30 protein-coding genes are annotated in these 26,674 nt (G+C 62.2%); 15 read left to right on the top strand and 15 right to left on the bottom strand.

Annotated elements, in window-relative coordinates:
* The first annotated feature begins 2 nt into the window (after positions 1-2).
* The gene (locus ACI6S0_RS25035; RefSeq protein WP_063976426.1) at positions 3-281 is read left to right on the top strand and encodes a CopG family ribbon-helix-helix protein; all 279 of its coding nucleotides are present in this window, start codon (positions 3-5) and stop codon (positions 279-281) included.
* The gene (locus ACI6S0_RS25030; protein ID WP_063976427.1) at positions 269-562 is read left to right on the top strand and encodes a type II toxin-antitoxin system RelE/ParE family toxin; all 294 of its coding nucleotides are present in this window, start codon (positions 269-271) and stop codon (positions 560-562) included. The genes ACI6S0_RS25035 and ACI6S0_RS25030 overlap by 13 nt, the downstream gene beginning before the upstream one ends.
* A 102-nt stretch (positions 563-664) precedes the next feature.
* Here ACI6S0_RS25030 and ACI6S0_RS25025 read toward each other — a convergent pair whose 3' ends face one another.
* The 3 genes from ACI6S0_RS25025 to ACI6S0_RS25015 form a co-directional block, all read right to left on the bottom strand.
* A complete protein-coding gene (locus ACI6S0_RS25025; protein ID WP_063976428.1) occupies positions 665-991 on the bottom strand; it encodes a type II toxin-antitoxin system PemK/MazF family toxin in 327 nt (108 codons plus the stop codon).
* Positions 988-1,245 carry an AbrB/MazE/SpoVT family DNA-binding domain-containing protein gene (locus ACI6S0_RS25020; protein ID WP_063976429.1) on the bottom strand — a complete coding sequence of 86 codons (258 nt, stop codon included), beginning with the start codon at positions 1,243-1,245 and terminating at the stop codon, positions 988-990. The genes ACI6S0_RS25025 and ACI6S0_RS25020 overlap by 4 nt, the downstream gene beginning before the upstream one ends.
* 552 nt (positions 1,246-1,797) lie before the next feature.
* Entirely contained in the window at positions 1,798-2,496 is a 699-nt protein-coding gene (locus ACI6S0_RS25015) for a TetR/AcrR family transcriptional regulator (RefSeq protein ID WP_081260992.1), read from the bottom strand.
* Positions 2,497-2,572: 76 nt separating this feature from the next.
* Between ACI6S0_RS25015 and ACI6S0_RS25010 the strand changes: the two genes are divergently transcribed.
* Entirely contained in the window at positions 2,573-2,815 is a 243-nt protein-coding gene (locus tag ACI6S0_RS25010; RefSeq protein WP_063976430.1) for a hypothetical protein, read from the top strand.
* 50 nt (positions 2,816-2,865) lie between these two features.
* Entirely contained in the window at positions 2,866-3,351 is a 486-nt protein-coding gene (locus ACI6S0_RS25005; protein ID WP_063976431.1) for a hypothetical protein, read from the top strand.
* Between the two features lie 124 nt (positions 3,352-3,475).
* Here ACI6S0_RS25005 and ACI6S0_RS25000 read toward each other — a convergent pair whose 3' ends face one another.
* The 3 genes from ACI6S0_RS25000 to ACI6S0_RS24990 form a co-directional block, all read right to left on the bottom strand.
* A complete protein-coding gene (locus tag ACI6S0_RS25000; RefSeq protein WP_122129195.1) occupies positions 3,476-4,933 on the bottom strand; it encodes an aldehyde dehydrogenase family protein in 1,458 nt (485 codons plus the stop codon).
* A gap of 98 nt (positions 4,934-5,031) precedes the next feature.
* Complete coding sequence (locus tag ACI6S0_RS24995) at positions 5,032-6,156, bottom strand: NAD(P)-dependent alcohol dehydrogenase (protein ID WP_122129113.1); 1,125 nt, start codon at positions 6,154-6,156, stop codon at positions 5,032-5,034.
* Between the two features lie 118 nt (positions 6,157-6,274).
* A complete protein-coding gene (locus ACI6S0_RS24990) occupies positions 6,275-6,712 on the bottom strand; it encodes a pseudoazurin (RefSeq protein WP_122129112.1) in 438 nt (145 codons plus the stop codon).
* 106 nt (positions 6,713-6,818) lie between these two features.
* On the opposite strand from ACI6S0_RS24990, the gene ACI6S0_RS24985 reads away from it, so the two are divergent.
* Positions 6,819-7,583, top strand: coding sequence for an IS6-like element IS6100 family transposase (locus ACI6S0_RS24985; RefSeq protein WP_015449415.1), 765 nt, complete (start codon positions 6,819-6,821; stop codon positions 7,581-7,583).
* A gap of 278 nt (positions 7,584-7,861) precedes the next feature.
* On the opposite strand, the gene ACI6S0_RS24980 is transcribed toward ACI6S0_RS24985, so the two are convergent.
* The 6 genes from ACI6S0_RS24980 to ACI6S0_RS24955 are packed head-to-tail and all read right to left on the bottom strand — an operon-like array spanning position 7,862 to position 13,268.
* Positions 7,862-8,608: an SDR family NAD(P)-dependent oxidoreductase gene (locus ACI6S0_RS24980; RefSeq protein ID WP_122129111.1), complete on the bottom strand. Its 747-nt coding sequence runs from the start codon at positions 8,606-8,608 to the stop codon at positions 7,862-7,864.
* The gene (locus tag ACI6S0_RS24975; protein ID WP_122129106.1) at positions 8,605-9,813 is read right to left on the bottom strand and encodes an FAD-dependent oxidoreductase; all 1,209 of its coding nucleotides are present in this window, start codon (positions 9,811-9,813) and stop codon (positions 8,605-8,607) included. The genes ACI6S0_RS24980 and ACI6S0_RS24975 overlap by 4 nt, the downstream gene beginning before the upstream one ends.
* A complete protein-coding gene (locus tag ACI6S0_RS24970; RefSeq protein WP_122129107.1) occupies positions 9,810-10,715 on the bottom strand; it encodes an alpha/beta fold hydrolase in 906 nt (301 codons plus the stop codon). Before ACI6S0_RS24970 ends, ACI6S0_RS24975 begins: the two co-directional genes overlap by 4 nt.
* A complete protein-coding gene (locus ACI6S0_RS24965) occupies positions 10,712-11,281 on the bottom strand; it encodes a hypothetical protein (protein ID WP_122129108.1) in 570 nt (189 codons plus the stop codon). Before ACI6S0_RS24965 ends, ACI6S0_RS24970 begins: the two co-directional genes overlap by 4 nt.
* The gene (locus ACI6S0_RS24960; RefSeq protein WP_122129109.1) at positions 11,278-11,703 is read right to left on the bottom strand and encodes a c-type cytochrome; all 426 of its coding nucleotides are present in this window, start codon (positions 11,701-11,703) and stop codon (positions 11,278-11,280) included. The genes ACI6S0_RS24965 and ACI6S0_RS24960 overlap by 4 nt, the downstream gene beginning before the upstream one ends.
* Positions 11,700-13,268 carry an FAD-binding oxidoreductase gene (locus tag ACI6S0_RS24955; RefSeq protein WP_122129194.1) on the bottom strand — a complete coding sequence of 523 codons (1,569 nt, stop codon included), beginning with the start codon at positions 13,266-13,268 and terminating at the stop codon, positions 11,700-11,702. The genes ACI6S0_RS24960 and ACI6S0_RS24955 overlap by 4 nt, the downstream gene beginning before the upstream one ends.
* A gap of 188 nt (positions 13,269-13,456) precedes the next feature.
* Here ACI6S0_RS24955 and ACI6S0_RS24950 point away from each other — a divergent pair, with 188 nt between their 5' ends.
* Positions 13,457-14,221 (top strand): IS6 family transposase, encoded by a 765-nt coding sequence (locus ACI6S0_RS24950; protein WP_006949122.1) that lies wholly within the window; start codon positions 13,457-13,459, stop codon positions 14,219-14,221.
* A gap of 90 nt (positions 14,222-14,311) precedes the next feature.
* Here the strand turns inward: ACI6S0_RS24950 and ACI6S0_RS24945 are convergent, their stop codons facing one another.
* Positions 14,312-14,926, bottom strand: a complete 615-nt coding sequence (locus tag ACI6S0_RS24945; RefSeq protein WP_122129110.1) for a TetR/AcrR family transcriptional regulator — start codon at positions 14,924-14,926, stop codon at positions 14,312-14,314.
* Positions 14,927-15,150: 224 nt separating this feature from the next.
* Here ACI6S0_RS24945 and ACI6S0_RS24940 point away from each other — a divergent pair, with 224 nt between their 5' ends.
* The 9 genes from ACI6S0_RS24940 (at position 15,151) to ACI6S0_RS24900 (ending at position 24,663) form a co-directional block, all read left to right on the top strand.
* On the top strand, positions 15,151-16,719 hold the full coding sequence (locus ACI6S0_RS24940) for an FAD-binding oxidoreductase (protein ID WP_122129193.1): 1,569 nt from the start codon (positions 15,151-15,153) through the stop codon (positions 16,717-16,719).
* Positions 16,716-17,141 carry a c-type cytochrome gene (locus ACI6S0_RS24935; RefSeq protein ID WP_122129109.1) on the top strand — a complete coding sequence of 142 codons (426 nt, stop codon included), beginning with the start codon at positions 16,716-16,718 and terminating at the stop codon, positions 17,139-17,141. Before ACI6S0_RS24940 ends, ACI6S0_RS24935 begins: the two co-directional genes overlap by 4 nt.
* The gene (locus ACI6S0_RS24930) at positions 17,138-17,707 is read left to right on the top strand and encodes a hypothetical protein (protein WP_122129108.1); all 570 of its coding nucleotides are present in this window, start codon (positions 17,138-17,140) and stop codon (positions 17,705-17,707) included. The genes ACI6S0_RS24935 and ACI6S0_RS24930 overlap by 4 nt, the downstream gene beginning before the upstream one ends.
* Positions 17,704-18,609 (top strand): alpha/beta fold hydrolase, encoded by a 906-nt coding sequence (locus ACI6S0_RS24925; RefSeq protein ID WP_122129107.1) that lies wholly within the window; start codon positions 17,704-17,706, stop codon positions 18,607-18,609. The genes ACI6S0_RS24930 and ACI6S0_RS24925 overlap by 4 nt, the downstream gene beginning before the upstream one ends.
* Positions 18,606-19,814, top strand: coding sequence for an FAD-dependent oxidoreductase (locus tag ACI6S0_RS24920; RefSeq protein WP_122129106.1), 1,209 nt, complete (start codon positions 18,606-18,608; stop codon positions 19,812-19,814). The genes ACI6S0_RS24925 and ACI6S0_RS24920 overlap by 4 nt, the downstream gene beginning before the upstream one ends.
* A complete protein-coding gene (locus tag ACI6S0_RS24915; protein WP_122129105.1) occupies positions 19,811-20,557 on the top strand; it encodes an SDR family NAD(P)-dependent oxidoreductase in 747 nt (248 codons plus the stop codon). The genes ACI6S0_RS24920 and ACI6S0_RS24915 overlap by 4 nt, the downstream gene beginning before the upstream one ends.
* Positions 20,558-20,614: 57 nt before the next feature.
* Positions 20,615-23,131: a TonB-dependent receptor gene (locus tag ACI6S0_RS24910; RefSeq protein WP_206379271.1), complete on the top strand. Its 2,517-nt coding sequence runs from the start codon at positions 20,615-20,617 to the stop codon at positions 23,129-23,131.
* A gap of 213 nt (positions 23,132-23,344) precedes the next feature.
* Positions 23,345-24,109 carry an IS6-like element IS6100 family transposase gene (locus ACI6S0_RS24905; RefSeq protein WP_001389365.1) on the top strand — a complete coding sequence of 255 codons (765 nt, stop codon included), beginning with the start codon at positions 23,345-23,347 and terminating at the stop codon, positions 24,107-24,109.
* Positions 24,110-24,150: 41 nt separating this feature from the next.
* Positions 24,151-24,663, top strand: a complete 513-nt coding sequence (locus ACI6S0_RS24900; RefSeq protein ID WP_122129103.1) for a GNAT family N-acetyltransferase — start codon at positions 24,151-24,153, stop codon at positions 24,661-24,663.
* 66 nt (positions 24,664-24,729) lie between these two features.
* Here the strand turns inward: ACI6S0_RS24900 and ACI6S0_RS24895 are convergent, their stop codons facing one another.
* Both ACI6S0_RS24895 and ACI6S0_RS24890 read right to left on the bottom strand, forming a co-directional pair.
* Positions 24,730-26,025: a hypothetical protein gene (locus ACI6S0_RS24895; protein ID WP_013039108.1), complete on the bottom strand. Its 1,296-nt coding sequence runs from the start codon at positions 26,023-26,025 to the stop codon at positions 24,730-24,732.
* Between the two features lie 248 nt (positions 26,026-26,273).
* Entirely contained in the window at positions 26,274-26,663 is a 390-nt protein-coding gene (locus tag ACI6S0_RS24890; protein WP_007683329.1) for a copper-binding protein, read from the bottom strand.
* Positions 26,664-26,674: the final 11 nt, after the last annotated feature.

Here is a 26,674-nt window from a genome sequence, read left to right as displayed (position 1 = left end):
CTATGGCAGCGGCAACATCTATAAAGCTCGATGATACCCTGAAGGGGCGCGTGCAGCACTTGGCCGAAGCTCGTCGGCGCAGTTCACATTGGATCATGCGCGAGGCTATCGCACAGTATGTCGAACGAGAAGAAAAGCGTGAGGCGTTCAGGCGAGATGCGATTGAGGCATGGGAAGAATATCAGCGAACAGGGATGCATCTGACGTTTGAGGAGGCAGATGCCTGGCTGGCGAAGCTGGAAGCGGGCGAGGATGCGGAACTGCCTAATTGCCACGTCTGATCTGGACGCCTAGCGCATTGGCTGACGTGGAGCGGCTTCATAATTGGTTGAAGCCCACGGATGCCGATGCAGCGCGGCGCGCGGTAGCAGCGATCAGGGCAGGGGTGACGGTTCTCGCGCAATCGCCGCACGTCGGCCGCCCGATGGAAGAGATGGACCCCGAATATCGGGAGAAACTAATTGCCTTTGGGAATAGCGGCTATGTTGCCCTGTATCGCCTCGACGGCGACGTGGTCGCAATCCTAGCCGTTCGCCACCAGAAGGAATCTGGCTATCCATAGGTATAGCGACCTGCAATGACTGCCTCAACGCCCTTTATTGCGCGTCTGGCTACGCTGCCTCTCTCTTGGGCTTGACTTCCATGTTCGCTACTCTGGGCCGGTTCATTCCAAAAGCGTTGCCGTCCGGGCCAAGACTTCATCCATGATCGCTTGCGGCAAGGTTTCCACCTTGCGGCCGTTGCGGATTTTCAGGTCAAGAACGCGAGGTTGATCGCAACGCACGACGCCCGTTGTTTTCGTGCCGGAAAGCGGCACCGCGAATCCGATACGGCGGGCAAAATCGCCGCCATTGGTAATTGGGACGATCAGTGGCAAGCCCGTGGCGCGGTTGAAATCATCGGGCGAGACAATGACCACGGGACGATGGCCGCGCTGTTCCCGCCCGTGCGTCGGTTCGAGATCGACCATGTAAACGTCGCCACGCTTCACAGAAGCTCGCCACCGACAGCCGAAGCATCAACCCATTCCCGCTCCTCTGGCGGCTGCGGCTGCGAATAGTCGGACGCGCCCAGCAATTCGGCCATCGTGTAGCGGGGACGGGCGCCAGGCTCCACCACCAGCTTGCCATTATCGACGGCAAGCCCGACCTTTGCGCCCGCCGCAAGGTGCAGAACGTCCAGTAGCGCGGGGGGTACGGCGAGCATGACGGAGCCGCCGACCTTCCTAAGATTAGTTGTGTGCATCGGGACGCCTCCAAAGTGTTATATTCAGATATAACATGGCGCGGGCCACTTTTCAATATGCGCGCTTTTCGGACCGATCGACGCCCATGAAGGTTCCATTGGCAAGGCGACCGTTGGGACTGTGCGACGGCGTTCGCTGCCTAGATCAAGACGCGTACCTATTCCTAACGCACTATCCGATCCGCGCGCGGGCAATGAATATTGTTCGGTCAGTAGCGATCCCATCGGGCAACGGTTCGGGTCACAAGCATCAGACAACAGAGGCTGCGGCCATCGGTGAGTTTACAAAAAGCGCCGGTGCGAACGCCCCCGGCGCTGCCGTGGACCGGCAACGCATGGTCCGCGCGTTGACGCGGACATGATCAAAGCGCGCGCCGCGACAGGCGCGATCCGCCCAGTAGCCCGACAAGGGTGCAGGTCGAGGCGTCGGCCGACGCCTTGCCTTGGGGCAGCAAACGGATTTTCCGGGTTGCTGTAGGTGTTGATGATGTAGTGGCCCTTATATTCCAGGTCGCTGTCGATATAACGGGCCTTCACTCTCAGCTGATATTGTCATATTGTCGGAAAAGCTGTGGGTGATGGATCCGGCGCGCTGCAGCGAGCAACCGGCATATGTAGCTGACGCATCAATGAAGCCATGATTTGTTCTGTAGTATCGTCGGGTCGCGATCGGCATTGATCATCAAGGATTGGCGCCATCAATTGGGGGAGTACGACCAGGCCGAGAAGTGAAAAGGCAGAAAAGCCTGCTGCGACGGAGTCTGACCCGTATCCGCCCGCAGCCGCAATGATCGGCCGGGTTGCTTCCAGATAAGGTAGCCAGATCCTGCACACGATATATTCGCGACGTTCACCTGGCCTTGTAATCTCATCGATGAAAAAACAGGCCAGATCAGGAATCGTGGCATTGAACTCGACAAACCTTCTAAGCGCTTCTGGCACTTTTGAGGCTGATGGACCCGGAGCGTCCATTATGTCGCGCATCTCGGCGTAGACCCGCTCCAGACGTTCTGAAACGCCATTCACGGTTGCTCGCCACAAGCCCATCTTCGACCCGTAGCGCCGCGATAACAAAGCCGGATCTATGCCGGCAGCAGTGGCAATATCGCGCATGCTGGCGCCATCGTAGCCATGTGCGGCGAAACTGCGCAGCGCATAATGCTCTGCCTGCTGCGGATTGGGAGCTTCACCGGCGCGCGGCCGTCCTCTGGTCCTCTGCCCGGCTGAAAGTTCGAGGTCGTGGATTGCCATTGACGTTCATTTTCTCGGTCATTAAATCAATACGCAATGATTTATTCCAAACGCCTACCAAGGGACAAGTCCATTCATGTATGATCTTGTCTTTTCAGTATTTTTCGGGAGTGTTCCCATAACAGTCGAGATCGATGTCGCCGACGAACTTGATGCCCGGCGCGCGGCAACCGGGGTCATCGCCGAGCGGCTGGGTAAGCCCGGCGTTTTTGTGCATTTGAGCGACAATGGCACTTTCCGCGCTGGCGCGGGCTTCTGGAGCCAGTTCGGCAGTTATTCGCTGACAATGCGCGCTTCCTCGGCCGGGCTTTCGCGATGACATATCTACCGGTAGCAAGAGCGTGCGCTCAGGCACGGGATGTTTATTTCATGCGCAGCGAGGCCATGCGCGATCACGTTTCCGAGATTTATGAGGCGCATAAGATGCGTCCATCGGACCGCCTGGAGGTTGAATGCGCCTTCTTCATCAACTGGTGCATCGAAATCGCGATTCGCAACACCGAGACAGGATTGATAGACCGCTGGGCAGCGCGCCGCGCCTTCAACCGACATCTGGACGCTTCACTTGCTCCGCTCGTGTTTCCGGCATCCGGAGATCTGAACATAATGAAGCAGGCTTACCGGCAGCGTTACCGCGAAGTCCTTGCGACCGTCTGGAACATCCATCTTTCTGGTGGTGATGGCGATCGGCCCCAGCCTCCTTTGACACCTAAAACAGCCAGAATGTTCCTGCGTAATTCAGTGCAGAACCTCGCCCAACCCCGGCCTGCAATCGTTGAACCTCTGCACCACTTGCTGCGCGAGTTGTTCTGGCGTTATGCAAGCGATGTTCTTTCCAAGGCGTCGGGAGTGTAAGTCTCGTAAGTCGAGGCATGGACAAGGCGATATTCGCCATAGCTGGCTCTGTTTGTCTCGACCAGGATAGCGTTCGATATGTCGGCGCCAGTCCATGTCTCGGCATCCTGACCGGGGACGGCGTTCAGGCCAGATAATCGATTGGTCCGCGACGAATGGTTACCCAATGGGTCGTTGTCAGCTCATCGATAATCCAATCACCGCCGAACCGGCCAAGGCCGCTGTTCTTCTCCCCTCCAAAAGGGTTGAAGGGCATGTCGGCGACGGTGCAGTCGTTGATATGGGTCATCCCCGCGTTGATCCCCAGCGCAAAGCGAACGCCCCTGGCTTCGTCCCGCGTAAAGACCGCGCTAGAAAGCCCGCTGTCAGTCGCGTTCGCAAGTTCTAGGGCGTGCGCTTCATCCCGCGCGCGAATGACGAACGCGATGGGAGCGAACATCTCAGATTGTGCGAGCGGATCGCTGTTATCCACGTCCGCGAATATATGAGGCGGGATCACCGCACTTTCAGGTTCGCCTCCAAGCGCCATTCGGAGCCTGGATTTGGCGTCGGCGAGGTGATGGAGATTGACGGCCAGTTGGCGGGCATTGATCGTTGGGCCGATGAGCGTATCAGGCTCATGCGGATTGCCATATTTGAGTTTTGCCGCGCAGGCCACGAACCGCTCAAGGAACGCATCGTACACGCTGTCCTCGACGATGACCCGATTGGTGCTCATGCAGATCTGGCCCTGGTGAAGGAAACGGCCGAAGGCGGCGGCTCTGGCCGCCTGATCGATATCCGCATCCGCCAGAACGACAAATGGACTGTTGCCGCCAAGCTCCAGCGCGACGCGCTTGATGATCTTTGCGTCCATGGCGTGCCGACCGATCAGTCGCCCGACCCTGGTGGAGCCGGTAAACGACAGGAAACGAGGCACGTCGTGAAGGGAGAAGGCGTCGCCGATCACTTTTGAGTCGCCGACGATGATATTGAGAATACCGGCGGGCAGACCCGCTTCCTCATAAATCCGGGCAATCAACAGGCCCCCGGTGACCGGCGTATCTTCAGCAGGCTTAACAACGACCGCATTGCCCGTGGCGAGAGCCGGCGCGATGCTGCGATGCGACAGGTGCATCGGGAAATTCCATGGGCTGATCACGCCCACCACCCCGATCGGACGGCGATAGGCACGGCTTTCTGTGTCGGCCGTGTCGATAGGAATGATCTTTCCCTCCACTCGATAGGGAATGGACGCCGCCTCAACCATACCCGAGAGAACCGCTTGCCACTCGATTTCAGCCTTGATCCGCGTCGACCCCGCTTCGCGAATCAACCATTCGACAATTTCATCACGGCGCGCGCGCATGATCTCCGCAGCCTTGCGGAAGATATCGGATCGCAGCGACGGTCCCGTTGCAGCCCATTTATGCTGGGCCTGGGCTGCTGCGCTGTAGGCTTCGTCGAGATCGGCGAGGGTTGCGGCGGGGAAGGACGCGATCGTCTCCCCCGTAAAAGGGTCCTGATCGATGATCGCATCGGAAGATGTTCCATCTCGCCAATGTCCGCCGATATACTGGCCTTTGAAGCTATAGGTCGTCATGGTTGAATTCCTTATGGTCCGCGCGCTGTCCATTCCGGAGATTTACCGTGCCTGGAATCGGCGATCGTGGAAGCAAGCTGACTGGCGAACTTCGCCGTTCAGGATGGCAATCTGATGATCGGCTTGATGGTCAGGCCCCGTTCGCTGTGTTCAGCTGCCTGGTTGATGTCTTCCAGATCATAGAATTGAACGAGCTTGTCGAAGGGAAAGCGCCCCTGCATGAAAAGATCGATCAGATTTGGAATAAACAGATCGGGCACGCTATCGCCCTCGACGACCCCGCGAATGATCTTTCCCTGCTGCATCAGATCATTAAGGTCTGTGACGAGTTCGACGCCCGGCCTTGCGGCCCCTACCAACGCGCAGGTGCCACGGGGACGAAGCGCGGCGATCGCCGTTGTGATCACATCCGTCCGGGCCGTGGAGTCGATCGCGTAATCGACGCCAGGCGGGCAGATTTCGCGAATCTGCTCGACCACGTCACCGGTCCGACTGTCGATAACATGGGTCGCGCCAAGCCCGAGGGCGAGTTCCAGGCGCGATGGGACGACATCGATCGCGATGATCGTTGTCGCACCCGCGACACGGGCCGCCATGATCGCGCTGAGGCCCACCGCGCCGCTTCCGAAGGCTGCGAAGCTGGCTCCCGCCTCCACTTTCAGGGCGTTCAACACCGTGCCGGCGCCCGTCTGAATACCGCAGCCTAGTGGACCAAGATATTCCAAAGGAGCGTCCGAACGAACCTTCACGGTGTTTCTTTCATGGGCCAGCGCATATGTACCGAACGATGATTGCGCAAAGAAGCGGTCTTGCATCAGATGGCCGTGCGCGTCGGTAATGGCGTGCGAGCCATCCTGTCGACAGCCCGCGAAATTCAGATCGTTGAAGCGCTCGCAAGCAGCCGCCACGCCCGTCTGGCAGGGGCGGCATGAGCCGCAGGAGAGAAAGGTGAGCACGACATGATCGCCAGGCTTGACCTTCTTCACGTGCGCCCCGACCGCTTCAACGATACCGGCACCTTCATGGCCAAGAACGATCGGGAGAGGCAGAGGATATATCTGATCGCGAATGACCATGTCCGTGTGACACATGCCCACTGAAACCAGCCTGATCAGGACTTCGTCGAACTGCGGCGGCCCCAGCTTGGCATCTTCGATCACGAACGGACCACCGGCCTGGCGGACAACGGCTGCGCGGATGTCAATGATGTCGGCATCGGGCATTGAGGACTCTCCGGTGTACTATTCTGTTCGATTCTGAAACGGTACCAGCGAGCCCTGCTCGTTGATCGCCATTGGTTGATGACAAGGAAGGGATCGCAGCGCTGTTGCAAAAGCCACGTCATTTCGCCTTGGCAAAAGCGGCCAGAAGCCGTTTTCTGGCCATGGGCGGCAGTTTGGTTGCGGCTTGCGCGACTTGCTCGCCATTGGTCGGCTTGCCGACCTTGATCAAGGCAACCATCCCCATCCCGAAATGCGGCGTGCATTTGATCCCGTAGAATCCAGGGACCGTGAAAGTGACTGTCACATCCTGGCTGATCTTGCCTGTAAAGGGCTTCGCGCCAGCAGGCATCATCGTTGGGATGCTGGCGGCGTCATGGCTGGGATTGGTCGCCTTGAAGATGACGCGGTCGCCGACGCCCACGCTTGTCAACGCGGGTTGAAACACCATCATGCCATCCGTTCCGCTGTTTCGCATTTCGACGACAAAGTCTTTCGCGGATGCCGTGGAAGATATGGCGCAGCTAGCGGCCAGAGCGGCGATAAGGGCGTGCTTCATGAATATTTCCTCTATGGACGGCGGGTGCTTTGCCCGTCGATTTTGGGCTCTGTTGCAAAAATCGTGAAGCTTGAGCATGCTTGGCGGAGATTGGACGGACGGAACGATGACGGATTTCAAGTGGCGCCATTTCCAGGGTGATGTGATCCTGTGGGCGGTGCGCTGGTATTGTCGCTATCCGATCAGCTATCGCGACCTTGAGGAAATGCTGGCGGAACGCGGCATTTCGGTCGACCATACGACGATCTATCGCTGGGTCCAGTGCTACGCCCCGGAGATGGAGAAGCGGCTGCGCTGGTTCTGGCGGCGTGGCTTTGATCCGAGCTGGCGCCTGGATGAAACCTACGTCAAGGTGCGGGGCAAGTGGACCTACCTGTACCGGGCAGTCGACAAGCGGGGCGACACGATCGATTTCTACCTGTCGCCGACCCGCAGCGCCAAGGCAGCGAAGCGGTTCCTGGACAAGGCCCTGCGAGGCCTGAAGCACTGGGAAAAGCCTGCCACGCTCAATACCGACAAAGCGCCGAGCTATGGTGCAGCGATCACCGAATTGAAGCGCGAAGGAAAGCTGGACCGGGAGACGGCCCACCGGCAGGTGAAGTATCTCAATAACGTGATCGAGGCCGATCACGGAAAGCTCAAGATACTGATCAAGCCGGTGCGCGGTTTCAAATCGATCCCCACGGCCTATGCCACGATCAAGGGATTCGAAGTCATGCGAGCCCTGCGCAAAGGACAGGCTCGCCCCTGGTGCCTGCAGCCCGGCATCAGGGGCGAGGTGCGCCTTGTGGAGAGAGCTTTTGGCATTGGGCCCTCGGCGCTGACGGAGGCCATGGGCATGCTCAACCACCATTTCGCAGCAGCCGCCTGATCGGCGCAGAGCGACAGCCTACCTCTGACTGCCGCCAATCTTTGCAACAGAGCCCTCTCGGCAAGACAGATCACCGAAAATCGGATCAGTTTGCAACAGAGCCCCTGCGACTGCTCCTGAGCCTGCGCCTGTGCCGCCATCAGCAACGTCATGGCCGTTGCCGCCATGCTTGTGCTGATCCGAAGTGCGCCGTTTAGAAAACGTGTCGTCTTCATCGTCATCCTCCCCTCTTCCATGGCTTCGTCCGAACTCGTCTCCCGGATCGAAGCCGCCATGTGTCAGTGCATGATCGCTCCGCCATCGACGAACAGCGTCTGCCCAGTGATAAATCTGCTCTCTTCGGAACTGAGGAAAACCGCGGCATCCGCGACGCTTTCCGGCCCCTGATCCTGCTTGACCGCGCGCATCCCCATCAGGAATGCCTTGGCGCCCGCCACCGCCTCGGGCGGCTGTTCTTCCAGCGAAGGTCCGTCGACCAACCCAAGGGCAATGGTGTTGGCGGTGATGCCGCTCGGCCCCAGTTCGCGCGCCAGTGTGTAGGCGAAGGCCACAAGCCCGGCCTTGGACGCAGCATAAGGTGCGATAGGGGCCCCGAAGAACGCGGTGCTGGACCCGATATTGATAATCCGCCCGTAACCCTGCGCTTCCATCACCGGCACGATCGCCCGCGCCATCTGATAAGCGCCGCGCAAGTTCACCCGTAGGATCGCGTCCCATTGGTTGAGGTCGATGTCGCGGAACGACATGGTGGTCAGCGGCTGCAGGATCGCCGCGTTGTTGACGAGGATGTCGATCCGCCCAAACCGCTCCATCGCTGTGTTCACCAGCCGGGCGATATCCTCGTCATTGGTGACGTCGCCGCCCACAACACTCGCCTTGCCATCGTCGCTGACGCTGTCCTTCGCGGACAGGTCGAACGCGAACGTCGCGGCGCCCTCGGCGCGGAACCGCTCGGCGATCGCCGCCCCTACGCCGCGCGCGCCGCCGGTCACGATCGCAACCCGGCCGGAAAGCCTGCCGCTCACTGCACGCTCTCCGCAAAGTCCAGGCTCTCACCCATCGACCAGCGATGGAGGAAGCCGAAGCGGGCATCGTCGTTGTCCTTGAGTGAGTTCAGGAAATCGATGTTGCCACGGCGTGCGGCGGGATCGGTCTCCTCGTTGCGCTGCTTGTTCTCGACCGAGATCTTCTGGATGTATTCCCAGTTGGTGATGCGGCGCTGGCGGTCGTAGAGGTCCAGCAGCGCGTCCTTGCCCGGATCGGCCCAGACCTGCTTGAACTTGCCCGCGAAGTTCAAGGCATCGTGGATGCCCGAATTCAGCCCCTGCCCGCCCATGGGATTGTTGACGTGCGCGGCATCGCCCACCAGCAGGACCCGACCTTGCCGATAGGTTTTCGCCACGCGCTGGTGGACGTTGTAGATCGACCAGTTGGCCACCGGGAACTCGGACTTTCCCGGCCGCAGCCGCCGCAGGTTTTCCTGCAGCGCATCGGGCGAGGCAGCCTCGGCAACGTCCATGCCTTCGGGCACGCTGGAAACGACGCGGAACAGCCAATCATCCGGCCCCGGGCCATAGGGGATGCGCACCACCAACTGCCATTTCGGACCATCGGCGATGAAGTTGACGCGGCCGTAGAGGTCGGAGAAATCCTCCTTGGTATGGATCAGCAGGAATCGTTCGGGCCAGGTGTAGCCTTCGAACTCGATGTTCTGGCTGATGCGCACCGCACTGCCGGCGCCATCGCAGCCGATCACCCAAGGCGCCGCGATACGAACCGGGCCGTTCGGCGTATCGGCGTGGACTACCGCGCTTTCGCCGGTCTGCTCGACACTGGTGACGCGGTGCGAGAAAAGCACCTCGCAGTCGCGCTGGCTCAGCATTTCATAGGCCTGCGCGGTGAACCACTGCTGCCCGACAAGCATGTCGTAGGGGTTACGGAAACGGCGGGACAGGACCTGCATGTCCAGTTCCACGTTCATGCCAAGGCCCCGGTCCGAAAAGCGCATCTCACGTTCCAGCGAGGCGACGGGCAGCAGGCGGTCGAGTAGCCCGACATCCTCAAGCATGTCGATCGTGGGCGCGTGGAAAGCCGGCGCGCGCATGTCCAGGCAGACGGTCTCACCCGACTCCAGGACCGTCACCGGAATGCCGGCATCGGTCAGCGCAAGCGCCACCACCATGCCCACCGGCCCTGCGCCCACAACAACTACACGGTCGTTGCCGCTCATCGAGATACCTCTTTCTGTTCAGTTCGCTCAGCGATGCGGAAGTGATCGACAAGCACGGGCACGAGGGCCGCTCCCAGTGCTTCGGAAAGGTCATGGCCCATGCCTTCGATGACCTGCAGCCGCGCGCCGGGAATGCGGTCGGCGGTGTCCTGCGCGCCGGCCATCGGCATCACCGGATCGTCCGAGCCATGCAGCACCAGCGTCGGCGCGGTGATGTCCGCCAGCCGCAAGTGACGGTCGCGCGACGCCATGCTCGCCGCGATCTGGCGCACGGTGCCGGAAGGCGGCGCCCCGCGAGAGAGCGAGCGCCGTGCAACTGTCCGCCATTCCGCTTCGTCGCGCTGGAACCTTGAGCCCGCCATGGCTGCGCGAACGGCGATGAACCGCTGCACCTGCGCGTCTTCATCAAGCGTCGTATCCACAGGCGCGATGAGCCCGGCGGTCACTTCGACGTTCGGGGGCGGCATCGCGGGATTACCGCTGTTCGACATGATCGAGGTCAGGCTGGTCACCCGCGCGGGGAAAGCCGCTGCTGCAAGCTGCGCCTGCATGGCTCCCAGCGAAATGCCGACCAGATGCCCGCTGGATGCTCCGACCTGGTCGAGAACGGCGATCATGTCCGCCGCCATGTCATCCAGCGTGTAGGGCAGCGCCACGTCCTGCCCTTGCGCCAGAGCGCCAAGAACCGGACGCGGATCCATCGGCCAGTCGCGGTCGAACCGAGGCCCCGGCCCCACGTCCCGCGCATCGTAGACGACAACGCTGTAACCCTCGTCCGTCAGGCCATCGATCAGCGAGCGCGGCCAATGGACCAGTTGCTCGCCTGCACCCATGGCCAGCAGGACGACCGGGGCGTCGGCGGGCCCGAACTGCATCCATTCAGGCACGAACCGTTCGGTCATGCGCCCTCTCCCGAAAGTCGTCCGAGGATGTGCAGTTCGAAATGCCGGTCATCGCCGGGCGCGAGCGAGGGCTCGAAAGGAGATCCGCTCATCGCCGCGCAACCATGGGCATGCCCGGCGACGCCCTGACAGAGGCTTAGCCAATCGGGCGCAACGCGCGCAGCCGCGGAGGCGAACTCACTCAACTCTGTTTCTCCTTGGGTGATGGGTGCGCTGCCTGCGTGGGCCAGACGGAAGCGCGAGGCGAAGCCGCTGTCACGCAGCAGCATCGAGACGACGAACGCGGTTGAAGACGGCAGGAACACAACAATCGTGCCGTGATCCTGCGGGCGCGAGGCCCAGCGAGTTTCGCCGACGAGGTTGCGCCACGACATGTCGATGGCGTGCCAGCCTTGCGCAGCAAATGCCTCTGCCATGGCTCGACCGGGCCGGGAGCCCAGTTCGGTTATCAGCAGCCCTCTGACGGGCCCCGCAAGGTTCGGCGCAAAACTGGACAACGCCACGGCTCCGACGCCCAGCGCACCCGCACCCAGAGCAACACGACGCGTCACTTCGATCGCGCTCATGGCTTGGGCTCCACAACATAGGCCGCGAGCGCGGCGAGTTGCCGGTCGTCGATCTCGGTAGGACCGAAGGCAGGCATGAACCCGATGCCGCTACGCACGACCGCCGATATCGTCTCAGCATCCAGATCCTTGCGCCGGGTGATGATCGCGAACGCATCGCCGCGCGTCTTGGCCAGCGCATACGTGCCCGGATAGTCGGGAGAGACCTTTGCCGCGTGGCACCCGATGCAGTTGCGTTCGAACAGCTTTTCGCCCTCGCCCGCATTGGCGTTGTACGTCAGATGCAGTGGCGTCTTGAGCGTGCGATTGGCGGAGGCGACCTTTGGCGCAGGGGCATCGGGCGTCTTGCCCTGTCCGCAGCCGGCCAGCATCAGAACGCTCGCGCAAGCGCCAAGGAGGAGCGATTTGCGTGGCCCGCTCATCCCAGCTTCCCCCGCTCGGATGCGAAACGCTGCGGCCAGATCCCCTGCTTGCCGGGCGCGATGATGCCCTTGGGGTCGATCGCGTTCTTGATCGTCTCGCTGAAGCGCAGCGCGGCGTGGTCGTTGAAGCCATATGTGCCTGCCACCCGGTCCATGAAGGCAAGGTGGGTCCGGTATTCGCCATAGCCTTCGGCCGCCGCCGTATCGATCAATTCGGCGAAGAGCTTGCGCGCGCGGGCCTTCTCGTCCTGGCTGTCCTTGTTGAAGCCGAGCGCGAAGATGTGGTGCATCTCGCGCCAGCCCGCGATGAACGCGCCGAAGTAGTCGAAGCCATACTGGTTGGCCCGCGCCGAGATCATCTTGTACTGCTTGACCGCCTCCGCCCCATCGAGCGCGGAGATCGGCGAGAAGTCCATGTGGACCGAGTTGGGCACCCAGTTCAGCGTGTTGAACTCGCCCATGTTGGGCACGCCCGCCTGCAGCAGATCGCGGTAGGTCAGGTCATCGCCCAGCCGCTTGGCCTGGAACCGCGCGCCCTTGATCTGCCCGAACGCCTGCTGAAGCATCGCCCACTGGCCTTCGACAATCTGTGTCGGGCCATAGAGCGCGAAGGACAGGTTCCAGAAACCGATGCCGAGTTCCGAGATCATCTTGCGCAAGGCGTCCGGCGGCATCGCGCCCTCGCCCTTGTAGAAATCGGCACGCACCGAGAGCGAAGCGGCCTTCACCACCGCGCTGTAGATCGTCGCCGCGTTGGGAATGGCCAGCGCAATCTTGAGCGGGCGCATGACCTCGACGATCTGCTCCAGATCCTCCTCGTTCTCGAAGTAGATCGAGCAGGACAGGAAGTCCTGCGGGGCCGGCATCAGCCACATCCCCATCTTGGTCACGACGCCGAAGTTCGACTGGGTGAACAGACCGTCGATATATGGACCGAACCCGTACTTGAACAGTTGCCAGCTCTCGCTCTTGTCCATCGCGCCCATGCCGGTGCGCATGAGATCGCCGTTGGCCAGCACCACTTCCATGCCGCACTGCATGCCGAAGTGATCGCCATAGGGCGTATAGCCCAGCCCGCGCTCCAGAGCGTTGCCCAGCACGCTGCCCCAGCCCGGCGCAGGCACCGAAAGCCAGAGCGGCAGCTTCTTTTCCTGAATGTGCCGGTAAAGGTCGAAGTAAGTCACGCCCGGCTCGACCAGCGCGTAACAATACTTGTCGTTGACCTCGAGAATGCGGTTCATCCGCTTGAGGTCGAGCATCACCGTACCGCTCATGCGCGGGGCGGCACCGCCATAGGCAAGGTTCCTGCCGGTCGAAATCGGCCAGACGGGCACGCCATACCGGCTGGCGATGCGCATGACTTCCTGCACCTGCTCCACCGAGTTCGGCAGCACAGCGGCGGAGGCCTGCGGCGCATTGTCTTCGAGCGGCGAATAGGCGTCGCGATAGCCGTCGAGGCCCGGGCTGGAATCCACCACGTTGGCCGGACCGACAACCGATCGCCACTCGCGCAAGGCAAGGTCGAAGTCGCGCTCGGCGACAGATAGGGGCAAAATCCGTGCCATGATGGGTTCTCCTCTCCATGTACCTCCGAGAACATTTTCAACGCCTCGGTTGCCCTTTGGGTAAACCCGCGCCGCGCTCCAAGTCAACGCAAAAATGGACCGTACAGTATCGTTCATTTTTTTGGCTCTGTTGCAAACTCTGACACGGTTTCCAAGATTGGGCTCATGTACTGTCAAGGTCAGTTGCGATGAACGATTTCAAAGGACGGCATTTTACCGGCGAGGTCATCCTATGGGCGGTGCGCTGGTATTGTCGATACGGCATCAGCTACCGTGATCTCGAGGAAATGCTGTCCGAGCGTGGGATCGATGTCGATCATACGACGATCTATCGCTGGGTGCAGCGCTACGCGCCGGAGATGGAGAAGCGTCTCCGCTGGTTCTGGCGGCGCGGCTTTGATCCGAGCTGGCGTCTGGATGAGACCTACGTAAAGGTGCGGGGCAAATGGACCTACCTGTACCGGGCGGTCGACAAACGGGGCGACACGATTGATTTCTATCTGTCATCGACACGCAGCGCCAAAGCGGCGAAGCGCTTTCTGGGCAAAGCTCTTCGTGGCCTGAAGGACTGGGAAAAGCCGGCCAAACTCAATACCGACAAGGCACCCAGCTACGGCGCAGCAATCGCTGAGCTGAAACGCGAAGGCAAACTGGCGGCGGAAACCGAGCACCGGCAGGTGAAATATCTGAACAACGTGCTCGAGGCCGACCACGGCAAGCTGAAGATGCTGATCAAGCCGGTACGTGGCTTCAAGTCGATGCCAACGGCCTACGCCACGATCAAGGGCTTCGAGGTCATGCGCGCCCTACGCAAAGGACAGGCCCAGGCATGGTGCCTGCAGCCAGGTATCATGGGGGAGGTGCGCCTGGTTGAAAGAGCATTCGGAATTGGACCCTCGGCCCTGACCGAAACCATGATTATGCTCAATAAGCATTTCGCCAATGCTGCCTAATCCCCCAACTGGGTGACGCCGCGCGGCCGTGCCCCATGTTTGCAACAGAGCCCGACCAAGGGCTGCAGCGAGTTAGCGTGCCCGGCAAGCTTACAGGACGGGGCAGATCCTCAGGAAGTCCTCGATCACGTCGTCTACGTGCTCGGCGATCTGGGTACGGGAAAGTTCCGGCATCATCCCGGCTTCGCGGTAGAGCATGTGGTGATAGAGCAGGATGCTGAAGAAGTAGCGTGCCGCCTTGTCCGCGTCCCGGCAGACGAGTTCGTCCTGCGAGACGAAGTGCTCCAGTGCCTCGCGGACATAGCGTTGTCCGAACTCCGGCCCGCGTTTCATCAGGGCCTTGCTGCCGGAGCCGTTGCGGCCGGCCTCGAAGAAGACGAGACGGTGCACCTCGATGCTCTGTTCGGCCTGGGCGGCGGAGAAAATCGTGGTCGCGATCGCGGTGAGGGCGCTGCGGCAGTCCATCGTGCGATAGTCGATATCGTCGATCGACTTGATGACCGTGGTCAGCACCATGTGCACCACTTCCTCGAAGAGTTCCTCTTTCGATCCGAAGTGGTTGTAGAGCGTGGTCTTCGATCCGCCGACCGTCGCCGCGATGGCGGACATGCTGGTCCCGGAAAAGCCTGCCTCAAGGAACAGGGCGGCCGATCGGCGCACGATCTCCTGCCGCTTCTTCTGTTCGCGTGGGCTAGCGCCTGCCATCGAAAGCGTCCCTCATTTTCTCTTTTGCGTCCGCCCTCGAGCGAGGTTTTGCGGGAGACCGGCGTCGTCCAGATTTACGACACAAAAGTCAATCTTCAACCAAAAAAGTGAACGATACTGTACGGTTCATTTTTGCGTTGACTTGGAGCGCGGCGCGGGTTTACCCAAAGGGCAACCGAGGCGTTGAAAATGTTCTCGGAGGTACATGGAGAGGAGAACCCGTCATGGCACGGATTTTGCCCCTATCTGTCGCCGAGCGCGACTTCGACCTTGCCTTGCGCGAGTGGCGATCGGTTGTCGGTCCGGCCAACGTGGTGGATTCCAGCCCGGGCCTCGACGGCTATCGCGACGCCTATTCGCCGCTCGAAGACAATGCGCCGCAAGCCTCCGCCGCCGTGCTGCCGAACTCGGTGGAGCAGGTGCAGGAAGTCATGCGCATCGCCAGCCGGTATGGCGTGCCCGTCTGGCCGATTTCGACGGGCAGGAACCTTGCTTATGGCGGTGCCGCCCCGCGCATGAGCGGCACTGTCATGCTCGACCTCAAGCGGATGAACCGCATTCTCGAGGTCAACGACAAGTATTGCTACGCGCTGGTCGAGCCGGGGGTGACCTACTTCGACCTTTATCGGCACATTCAGGAAAAGAAGCTGCCGCTCTGGCTTTCGGTGCCTGCGCCGGGCTGGGGCAGCGTGCTGGGCAACGCGCTGGAGCGCGGGCTGGGCTATACGCCCTATGGTGATCACTTCGGCATGCAGTGCGGCATGGAAGTGGTGCTGGCCAACGGCGATCTCCTGCGCACCGGCATGGGCGCGATGGACAGGAGCGAGAGCTGGCAACTGTTCAAGTACGGGTTCGGCCCATATTTCGACGGCCTGTTCACCCAGTCCAATTACGGCGTCGTAACCAAGATGGGGATGTGGCTGATGCCGGCCCCGCAGGACTTCCTGTCCTGTTCGATCTACTTCGAGAACGAGGAGGATCTGGAGCAGATCGTCGAGGTCATGCGCCCGCTCAAGATCGCGCTGGCGATCCCCAACGCGGCAACGATCTACAGCGCGGTGGTGAAGGCGGCTTCGCTCTCGGTGCGTGCCGATTTCTACAAGGGCGAGGGCGCGATGCCGCCCGACGCCTTGCGCAAGATGATTTCGGAACTCGGCATCGGTTTCTGGAACCTGTCCTTTGCGCTCTACGGTCCGACGCAGATTGTCGAAGGTCAGTGGGCGATGCTCCAGCAGGCGTTCGGGCAGATCAAGGGCGCGCGGTTCCAGGCCAAGCGGCTGGGCGATGACCTGACCTACCGCGATCTGCTGCAGGCGGGCGTTCCCAACATGGGCGAGTTCAACACGCTGAACTGGGTGCCCAACTCGGTCCACATGGACTTCTCGCCGATCTCCGCGCTCGATGGCGCAGAGGCGGTCAAGCAGTACAAGATGATCTCGGCGCGGGCCAACCAGTATGGCTTCGACTACTTCGGCGCGTTCATCGCGGGCTGGCGCGAGATGCACCACATCTTCGCGCTCGGCTTCAACAAGGACAGCCAGGACGAGAAGGCCCGCGCGCGCAAGCTCTTCGCCGAATTGATCGATACGGCGGCGGCCGAAGGCTATGGCGAATACCGGACCCACCTTGCCTTCATGGACCGGGTGGCAGGCACATATGGCTTCAACGACCACGCCGCGCTGCGCTTCAGCGAGACGATCAAGAACGCGATCGACCCCAAGGGCATCATCGCGCCCGGCAAGCAGGGGATCTGGCCGCAGCGTTTCGCATCCGAGCGGGGGAAGCTGGGATGAGCGGGCCACGCAAATCGCTCCTCCTTGGCGCTTGCGCGAGCGTTCTGATGCTGGCCGGCTGCGGACAGGGCAAGACGCCCGATGCCCCTGCGCCAAAGGTCGCCTCCGCCAATCGCACGCTCAAGACGCCACTGCATCTGACGTACAACGCCAATGCGGGCGAGGGCGAAAAGCTGTTCGAACGCAACTGCATCGGGTGCCACGCGGCAAAGGTCTCTCCCGACTATCCGGGCACGTATGCGCTGGCCAAGACGCGCGGCGATGCGTTCGCGATCATCACCCGGCGCAAGGATCTGGATGCTGAGACGATATCGGCGGTCGTGCGTAGCGGCATCGGGTTCATGCCTGCCTTCGGTCCTACCGAGATCGACGACCGGCAACTCGCCGCGCTCGCGGCCTATGTTGTGGAGCCCAAGCCATGAGCGCGATCGAAGTGACGCGTCGTGTTGCTCTGGGTGCGGGTGCGCTGGGCGTCGGAGCCGTGGCGTTGTCCAGTTTTGCGCCGAACCTTGCGGGGCCCGTCAGAGGGCTGCTGATAACCGAACTGGGCTCCCGGCCCGGTCGAGCCATGGCAGAGGCATTTGCTGCGCAAGGCTGGCACGCCATCGACATGTCGTGGCGCAACCTCGTCGGCGAAACTCGCTGGGCCTCGCGCCCGCAGGATCACGGCACGATTGTTGTGTTCCTGCCGTCTTCAACCGCGTTCGTCGTCTCGATGCTGCTGCGTGACAGCGGCTTCGCCTCGCGCTTCCGTCTGGCCCACGCAGGCAGCGCACCCATCACCCAAGGAGAAACAGAGTTGAGTGAGTTCGCCTCCGCGGCTGCGCGCGTTGCGCCCGATTGGCTAAGCCTCTGTCAGGGCGTCGCCGGGCATGCCCATGGTTGCGCGGCGATGAGCGGATCTCCTTTCGAGCCCTCGCTCGCGCCCGGCGATGACCGGCATTTCGAACTGCACATCCTCGGACGACTTTCGGGAGAGGGCGCATGACCGAACGGTTCGTGCCTGAATGGATGCAGTTCGGGCCCGCCGACGCCCCGGTCGTCCTGCTGGCCATGGGTGCAGGCGAGCAACTGGTCCATTGGCCGCGCTCGCTGATCGATGGCCTGACGGACGAGGGTTACAGCGTTGTCGTCTACGATGCGCGGGACGTGGGGCCGGGGCCTCGGTTCGACCGCGACTGGCCGATGGATCCGCGTCCGGTTCTTGGCGCTCTGGCGCAAGGGCAGGACGTGGCGCTGCCCTACACGCTGGATGACATGGCGGCGGACATGATCGCCGTTCTCGACCAGGTCGGAGCATCCAGCGGGCATCTGGTCGGCATTTCGCTGGGAGCCATGCAGGCGCAGCTTGCAGCAGCGGCTTTCCCCGCGCGGGTGACCAGCCTGACCTCGATCATGTCGAACAGCGGTAATCCCGCGATGCCGCCCCCGAACGTCGAAGTGACCGCCGGGCTCATCGCGCCTGTGGATACGACGCTTGATGAAGACGCGCAGGTGCAGCGGTTCATCGCCGTTCGCGCAGCCATGGCGGGCTCAAGGTTCCAGCGCGACGAAGCGGAATGGCGGACAGTTGCACGGCGCTCGCTCTCTCGCGGGGCGCCGCCTTCCGGCACCGTGCGCCAGATCGCGGCGAGCATGGCGTCGCGCGACCGTCACTTGCGGCTGGCGGACATCACCGCGCCGACGCTGGTGCTGCATGGCTCGGACGATCCGGTGATGCCGATGGCCGGCGCGCAGGACACCGCCGACCGCATTCCCGGCGCGCGGCTGCAGGTCATCGAAGGCATGGGCCATGACCTTTCCGAAGCACTGGGAGCGGCCCTCGTGCCCGTGCTTGTCGATCACTTCCGCATCGCTGAGCGAACTGAACAGAAAGAGGTATCTCGATGAGCGGCAACGACCGTGTAGTTGTTGTGGGCGCAGGGCCGGTGGGCATGGTGGTGGCGCTTGCGCTGACCGATGCCGGCATTCCGGTGACGGTCCTGGAGTCGGGTGAGACCGTCTGCCTGGACATGCGCGCGCCGGCTTTCCACGCGCCCACGATCGACATGCTTGAGGATGTCGGGCTACTCGACCGCCTGCTGCCCGTCGCCTCGCTGGAACGTGAGATGCGCTTTTCGGACCGGGGCCTTGGCATGAACGTGGAACTGGACATGCAGGTCCTGTCCCGCCGTTTCCGTAACCCCTACGACATGCTTGTCGGGCAGCAGTGGTTCACCGCGCAGGCCTATGAAATGCTGAGCCAGCGCGACTGCGAGGTGCTTTTCTCGCACCGCGTCACCAGTGTCGAGCAGACCGGCGAAAGCGCGGTAGTCCACGCCGATACGCCGAACGGCCCGGTTCGTATCGCGGCGCCTTGGGTGATCGGCTGCGATGGCGCCGGCAGTGCGGTGCGCATCAGCCAGAACATCGAGTTCGAAGGCTACACCTGGCCCGAACGATTCCTGCTGATCCATACCAAGGAGGATTTCTCCGACCTCTACGGCCGCGTCAACTTCATCGCCGATGGTCCGAAATGGCAGTTGGTGGTGCGCATCCCCTATGGCCCGGGGCCGGATGATTGGCTGTTCCGCGTCGTTTCCAGCGTGCCCGAAGGCATGGACGTTGCCGAGGCTGCCTCGCCCGATGCGCTGCAGGAAAACCTGCGGCGGCTGCGGCCGGGAAAGTCCGAGTTCCCGGTGGCCAACTGGTCGATCTACAACGTCCACCAGCGCGTGGCGAAAACCTATCGGCAAGGTCGGGTCCTGCTGGTGGGCGATGCCGCGCACGTCAACAATCCCATGGGCGGGCAGGGGCTGAATTCGGGCATCCACGATGCCTTGAACTTCGCGGGCAAGTTCAAGCAGGTCTGGGCCGATCCGGGCAAGGACGCGCTGCTGGACCTCTACGACCGCCAGCGCCGCATCACCAACTGGGAATACATCCAGAAGATCTCGGTCGAGAACAAGCAGCGCAACGAGGAGACCGATCCCGCCGCACGCCGTGGCAACATCGATTTCCTGAACTCACTCAAGGACAACGACGATGCCCGCTTCGGCTTCCTCCATCGCTGGTCGATGGGTGAGAGCCTGGACTTTGCGGAGAGCGTGCAGTGAGCGGCAGGCTTTCCGGCCGGGTTGCGATCGTGACCGGCGGCGCGCGCGGCGTAGGCGCCGCAATCGCCGAGCGGTTCCGCGCCGAGGGCGCCGCGACGTTCGCGTTCGACCTGTCCGCGCAGGACAGCGTCAGCGACGATGGCAAGGCGAGCGTTGTGGGCGGCGACGTCACCAATGACGAGGATATCGCCCGGCTGGTGAACACAGCGATGGAGCGGTTCGGGCGGATCGACATCCTCGTCAACAACGCGGCGATCCTGCAGCCGCTGACCACCATGTCGTTCCGCGACATCGACCTCGACGCATGGGACGCGATCCTGCGGGTGAACTTGCGCGGCGCTTATCAGATGGCGCGGGCGATCGTGCCGGTGATGGAAGCGCAGGGTTACGGGCGGATTATCAATATCGGGTCCAGCACCGCGTTCTTCGGGGCCCCTATCGCACCTTATGCTGCGTCCAAGGCCGGGCTCGTGGCCTTCGCCTACACACTGGCGCGCGAACTGGGGCCGAGCGGCATCACTGCCAACACGATCGCGCTCGGCTTGGTCGATGGACCTTCGCTGGAAGAGCAGCCGCCCGAGGCGGTGGCGGGAGCCAAGGCATTCCTGATGGGGATGCGTGCGGTCAAGCAGGATCAGGGGCCGGAAAGCGTCGCGGATGCCGCGGTTTTCCTCAGTTCCGAAGAGAGCAGATTTATCACCGGGCAGACGCTGTTCGTCGATGGCGGAGCGATCATGCACTGACACATGGCGGCTTCGATCCGGGAGACGAGTTCGGACGAAGCCAAGGAAGAGGGGAGGATGACGATGAAGACGACACGTTTTCTAAACGGCGCACTTCGGATCAGCACAAGCATGGCGGCAACGGCCATGACGCTGCTGATGGCGGCACAGGCGCAGGCTCAGGAGCAGCCGCAGGGGCAGCCTCAAGGGCAGGGCGAAACGGCGGCGGAATCGCCGCGCGGCATAGATGAGATCGTCGTGACCGCACGCAAGCGAGCGGAACGGCTTTCGGAAGTCCCGGTTTCGGTCAGCGCGGTAACGGGCGAGGGACTGGCGAACCTTGGCATCACCAAGACGTCCGAGGCGGTTCAGCTGGTTCCTGCCGCCAAGATCGTGATTCAGGATCTCGGCACATCGGCTTATCTGCGCGGTGTGGGTTCGGGCTCCTTCAATCCCGGCTTCGAGCAGACCGTGGGTCTGTTCGTCGATGGCGCCTACTATTCGCGCGCGGCCTGGGCGCGTGCCGGTCAGCTGGATATCGAGCGGGTGGAAGTGCTGAAGGGACCGCAGGGCGTGCTCTTCGGCAAGAACACCGTGGCCGGCGCGATCAACATCACGTCCAAGAAGCCGACGGATGAATTCGAAGCCTATGTCCGCGCGGCCTATGAATTCGAGGCAAGCGATCAGGCCAGCATCGAGGGGGCGATTTCCGGGCCGCTCAATGCCGATCATACGCTCAAGGCACGCCTCGCGATGCGCTACAGCGACGAGTCCAAGGGCTACATCAAGAACAATGCGCCGGGTGGCCCTGACGGCCCCATCAACGACCAGTTCCTGACGCGCGGCACGCTGACCTGGGAGCCGTCGAGCAATTTCGACAGCACGCTGAGCGTCACTTACGTGAAGTCCGATACGAAGGGATCTTCGGCGGAGGTCTTCCGCTGCGAGCCGCGTGCACCGGCAGCGGGCGATCCGCCGTCGCTCAACACCGCGCTTGCGGTGGGCGCCAGCCACGAGGACTGCAAGGCCAACTTCCGGAATTCCAGCATCAACCTCGATCCGGCGAGCGCGGCTGTAGTCAGCGCGATCACAGGGGAGCAGATCGATCCGGTCGACAACGGCGACCGCTTCCGGGGCCTGGCGCTGACCAATACGGCGAACTGGCATGCCGGCGATCTGACGCTGACCTCGGTGACCAGCTATATCCGCCACAACCAGCGCAACTACTCCGAACTCGACAACACCGACGTGCCGTTCACGACGCTGCGCCGGTATGAGCGGTTCAACACCTTCATGCAGGAACTGCGGCTGGCCTCTCCGCGCGAGAACAAGCTGTCGTGGGTGGCAGGCGCCTACTTCGAGCGTTCGAACCTTGAATTCATCGAGGACGATTCTGCTTACATCTTCCCCTATCCGGGCTTCCCCGCGCCCGCTCCAGGAACGGTCGTTCCGCCTTCGGGCACATGGTACAAGCGGTCCGACCAGAACGGGCGTTCGATCGCGCTGTTCGGCGAGGCGACCTTCGCCTTTACCCCCACGCTCGAACTCAGCGCGGGCCTTCGCTACACCAATGAGCGCAAGGACATCGATCACCGCGTCTGCGTAGGTCCGCTGAACCATCCCACCTGCGGGATCACGTCCGACGATACGCCGGCCATCGTGCCGCTGATCGCGGAAGACCTGCACTATCGCGCCAAGCTGAAGGAGAACAACCTCTCGCCCGCCGTGACGCTGCGCTGGCGACCCAACCGCGACGTGATGGCCTATGCCTCGTTCAAGCAGGGCTTCAAGGCCGGTGGTTTCGACATGGAGATGCGCAACCTGCCGGCGCAGCTTACCGCAGGCCCGCCGACCCGCGTGGACTCCAACGGCGATGGCATTCCCGATGCCTTCGTGTTCAAGAACGAGAGCGTGAACGCCTATGAAGTGGGCACAAAGCTGACGTTCCCGGCCGCCAATCTTCAGGTCAACATCGCGCTGTTCCAGAACGACTTCAAGAACCTGCAGGTATCGCAGTTCGATGGCATCGTTGGTTTCAACATCGTCAACGCGGGCAAGTCGCGTTCGCGCGGTATCGAAGTGGATGCGCGCTGGCGGCCCATCGACAGGCTGACGCTGGGCGGCAGTCTCTCGCTCCTCGATTCCAAGTTCCTCGACTTCCCGGGGGCGCAGTGCCCGAGCGATGCGACGGCTGGCGAGGTCAGCGGGGTGACGCCCACCGGGTCTCCGGCCTGCAACCTCAAGGGCCGACGCACGGCCTTCGCGCCCAAGGCGGCGTTCACGCTGACGGCGGACTACACCGTTCCGCTCACCGGTCCGTGGGAACTGGCTCTGAGCGGTGCTGCGCAGCATTCCAGCAAGTACTTCATGGAGAACACCGGCGAGCCGGAGAACATGCAGCAGGCTTACTGGAAACTGGACGCCCGCGTAGCCCTGCAGACCTCGCGCTGGAGCATCGCGCTGGTCGGCCGCAACCTGACCAATACGCTGACCTACTCGCACGCGACGTCGGTGCCGCTGGCAGGGCCGGGATACTTCTTCGGCTTTGTCGAGAAGCCCCGCACTCTGGCCGTGGAGGTTGGCGCCAAGTTCTGACGGCTGGCATCGTTGAACGATCACTGATGAACGGCCCGGTTCTGGTGGACCGGGCCGTTTGTTGTTCGGGATGCGCGAGTCGCTTGTTGGGAGGCTTCGTGATGCTGTCAGAGGGGCGGCGCAGGGGTGACCGTCGGCTAGCGAATTAGGATGGCTCTGTTGCAAAAATCGTGAAGCTTGAGCATGCTTGGCGGAGATTGGACGGACGGAACGATGACGGATTTCAAGTGGCGCCATTTCCAGGGTGATGTGATCCTGTGGGCGGTGCGCTGGTATTGTCGCTATCCGATCAGCTATCGCGACCTTGAGGAAATGCTGGCGGAACGCGGCATTTCGGTCGACCATACGACGATCTATCGCTGGGTCCAGTGCTACGCCCCGGAGATGGAGAAGCGGCTGCGCTGGTTCTGGCGGCGTGGCTTTGATCCGAGCTGGCGCCTGGATGAAACCTACGTCAAGGTGCGGGGCAAGTGGACCTACCTGTACCGGGCAGTCGACAAGCGGGGCGACACGATCGATTTCTACCTGTCGCCGACCCGCAGCGCCAAGGCAGCGAAGCGGTTCCTGGGCAAGGCCCTGCGAGGCCTGAAGCACTGGGAAAAGCCTGCCACGCTCAATACCGACAAAGCGCCGAGCTATGGTGCAGCGATCACCGAATTGAAGCGCGAAGGAAAGCTGGACCGGGAGACGGCCCACCGGCAGGTGAAGTATCTCAATAACGTGATCGAGGCCGATCACGGAAAGCTCAAGATACTGATCAAGCCGGTGCGCGGTTTCAAATCGATCCCCACGGCCTATGCCACGATCAAGGGATTCGAAGTCATGCGAGCCCTGCGCAAAGGACAGGCTCGCCCCTGGTGCCTGCAGCCCGGCATCAGGGGCGAGGTGCGCCTTGTGGAGAGAGCTTTTGGCATTGGGCCCTCGGCGCTGACGGAGGCCATGGGCATGCTCAACCACCATTTCGCAGCAGCCGCCTGATCGGCGCAGAGCGACAGCCTACCTCTGACTGCCGCCAATCTTTGCAACAGAGCCCCCAAGCGGACGCCGCAGACGTTGCAGACCTGTACAACCGTTGCAGCGACTATTTCCTGTTGCAGGACGGGGCCGCGCCCACGCTGGACGATGCTCGCGAGCTTTTCTCCGATGTGCCGCCCGAAAAGAGCGCCCACAATCAAGCTGTCCTGGGATGGAAGGGGCCTGGCGGCCTATATGCAATCGCGGCCATCCTCCGCGATTATCCGCGTGATGGCACATGGTATCTCGGCTTCATGATCGTAGATGCCGCACAGCGTGGTCGTGGCGTCGGACGCTCAATTTACTCGACGGTCGAAAGCTGGGCCGCTGCGAGAGGTGCCACAGAGATTCGGTTGGCCGTGCTGGAAGCGAATGAAGCGGCAGAGCGATTTTGGCGTTCTCTCGGCTTCATTGAGTATCGGCGCGTTGGGCCAGACACCTTCAAAATGCGTAGCCATCGCCGGATAGAACTGAGCCGTCGCCTTTCTGGCGCGACCGTAGAAGGCAGCAACAAGTAAGATCTCGCGCCGGCTATCTGGGCGAGCTTGGCGTAGGATTCCGCCCCCTCCCGCAAACGCCCCCTTTCAGGGAAGGGGGCTTGAGATCGCCTTGATGGCCTTCAATCCCGTTCCAAAACGAGCGATCGCGTCCCTGTTTCTCTCCAGCTCGCCATAGGGCAGATAGGCGAAGTCGAGATCGGCAATACGGCTGAAAGCCGGGCGACGGAGTTGCGCGCGAACGTCCTGCTCGCGCGCATTCGGTGCGACCAGGAATAGCCCGGCGGCAGCGTGCAGATCGCTCCCCGACAGCGCCAGATCGAGCATGCGCACGATCCCCGAGTAGATCGAGGTCGAATGTTCAACCTCGAACGCGGCGGCGACGCCGTCGCCACCCTTCGCCAGCCACAACACGTCGATGAGGCGGATCGAGTCCGCTCCGGGAGAGGTCGCAATGGCGTCTGGAAGGCGCTCGAGGCATCCCTGTCCAAGCGGGCAGCCAGCGTGAAGTCGACCGCGGTCATTGGCGGCGATCCACACATCGTAACCGAGGGCATGGCCGAGGTCGCGCAGCCAGGCCTGGATTTCGGCGTGCGTGCGATCGGTTTCGCCCTGCGCGGCGGCTGTCTTGTCGAGCCGGCTTGCCTCCGCTCTGGCATGTTCCAATCTGCCGAGCCAGTCGTCGGCCGCCGTTGCGTCATCCTCCAGCGGTGGCGCGGGATAGCGGCCCGAGCCAATGTCGAACAACAGTCCGCCGATCGCGCCGAGATCGTTGGAGAGCAACTCGCGGTAACGGTCGTTGAGGTCGAGGATGCCGGCGCGCATGGCGAGAAAATGATCCCATGACCCGAGCTTCACCTTGGCGCCGGTGACGGCATTGTAGCCCTTGACGATCGCGGTATTGAAGGGCGGCACCAGCGTCGGGTGAAGGAAATAGAGCAGGTTGGCCGCCGCCGGCCCCAGCCCCTTGATCTTGAGCGCGTCTATGCTGCGGATGTGGCTGATGATCTCCTCGGCGGTATCGCAGCACGAGCAATTGTCGAGCAGGCGACCGAACGCCCGCTGGTTGTCCGGGCTTTCGTAGATGTCTGGAATGCGCAGCTTGGGCTTCCACAGCCAGGCATGGTCGGCGCCCTTGAAGATCTGCCGCTGTTCGGCGATCGAGTGGACAACCGTTTCCAGTGACGAGCCGCGATAGGCGACGCCGAACCGCCCACTTTCGATTTCTGCGACCACCTGCTGCAGCCCGCGACGGATGGAGCGGAAGTTTTTCAGCCGTTCGTCCCACAGAAACCAGGAGCGATAGGTGGCGCCGGGATCGTCTCGCCAACGACGGACAAGCTCGCTCACGAGATCATGATGTGTCGCGGGTAACAAGGTCATACTGGCTGGGTCATCTAAACTGGGCTCCTTGCCGTTCAGGCTATCGCGAGCAAGGGCGGCTTGCACGTTCAATGTGCGATCCGCGAAGCGTGCTCAAATTGTCGGTGATCGCGCAGGGAAACGCCGCTGGCATTGGGCGTTGCCGGTCGCAACCGTCGACCGGGCGCACAGCCAGGCAGACGGCCGGCACGGGCGTCGCCGCCCGGGAGCGGCGCCGCAACCAGCTTTTTCCGGTCGAACTTAGCGGATCACTGCTTTGCGATCGCGGTGACCTCGCCATCGCTGCCCTTGAGCGAGAGGTCGAAATCGACCTTGTCGCCGACCTTGACCGCATCGGTGATCGACGGCGCGGCCTTGAACGCCATCGTCATCGCGGGCCACTTGGCCTCCGGGATCGGACCATGATCGAGCGTGATCGTGCCTGCCGCCTTGTCGATCGCGGTGACGGTGCCATGGCCCTTGGCCTTGATCGCGGCGTTCGCGTCAGGCGCCATCGACATGTTGCCCATGTCGCCGCTCATGGTCGCGGCGGGCGCCGCCTCGTTGGTCTCAGTCGCAACGGGGGCCTCCGCCTTCTTGCCGCACGCGGCAGTCAGGGCGGCGAGGCCGAGGGCAATGGTCAGTCGTGCATGGTTCATCGTCTTCTCCT

Source organism: Sphingobium sp. DN12, from assembly GCF_051058005.1.
In the GTDB taxonomy this organism is placed as follows: domain Bacteria; phylum Pseudomonadota; class Alphaproteobacteria; order Sphingomonadales; family Sphingomonadaceae; genus Sphingobium; species Sphingobium yanoikuyae.
Note: the sequence above shows the minus strand (reverse complement) of the source record. Positions and strands in the feature narration are given on the sequence as shown.